The sequence below is a fragment of the Brevundimonas sp. CURTG3B2_SDJG genome (assembly GCF_057364705.1).
On record NZ_JBNFOJ010000580.1, the window covers coordinates 1 to 607 of the forward strand.

General features: G+C 75.9%; 1 pseudogene. It reads left to right on the forward strand.

Going from position 1 to position 607, the window contains the following annotated elements:
- Positions 1-328: 328 nt before the first annotated feature.
- Positions 329-607 (forward strand): annotated as a pseudogene (locus AC2W7C_RS18775) (DNA polymerase Y family protein); the annotation flags it as partial.

The window sequence follows — 607 nt, forward strand, 5'->3', positions numbered from 1 at the left end:
CTTGGACCCCGCGCGCGCCCCGGGCGCGGCCCGGCTGGAAGCCGAACTGGTCCGCGGCCGGGGCGAGCGTCCCGCCGTCTGGATGCTGGAGCAGGATGATGAGACGCATCGTCTCCGTCTGGCTGACCGACTGGCCGATCTCGGTCCGGCTGCGGTCGCTGGAGCGGGCGCGCCGTCCGGCCTCGCCGCCTGACCCCGCTCGCGACCCGCGCAATCCTTTCGCCCTGGTCCTGAAGAACAGCCGGGGGGCGGTGGTGCTGCACGCCCTGAATTCCGCGGCGCGGGCGGCGGGCCTCCGGCGCGGCCAGAGCCAGGCGGACGCTTGGCCATGCTGCCGGGCTTGGTCCGCCAGCCGGCCGATCCGACCGACGACGCCCGGGCCTTGGCCGAGCTGGCGGTGTGGGCCGAGCGCTGGTCGCCTTCGGTCAGCGTGGACGCCGGAGAGGAGGGGATGGAGGGGCTGTTCCTGGACACGACCGGGGCGGCGCATCTGTTCGGAGGCGAAGCGGCCTTGCTGGCGCAGATCCGGACCCGGCTGGCCGAGGCGGGCATCCCCGCCCGCGTCGCCATGGCCCCCACGCCCGGCGCGGCTGGGCCTGGCGCGATG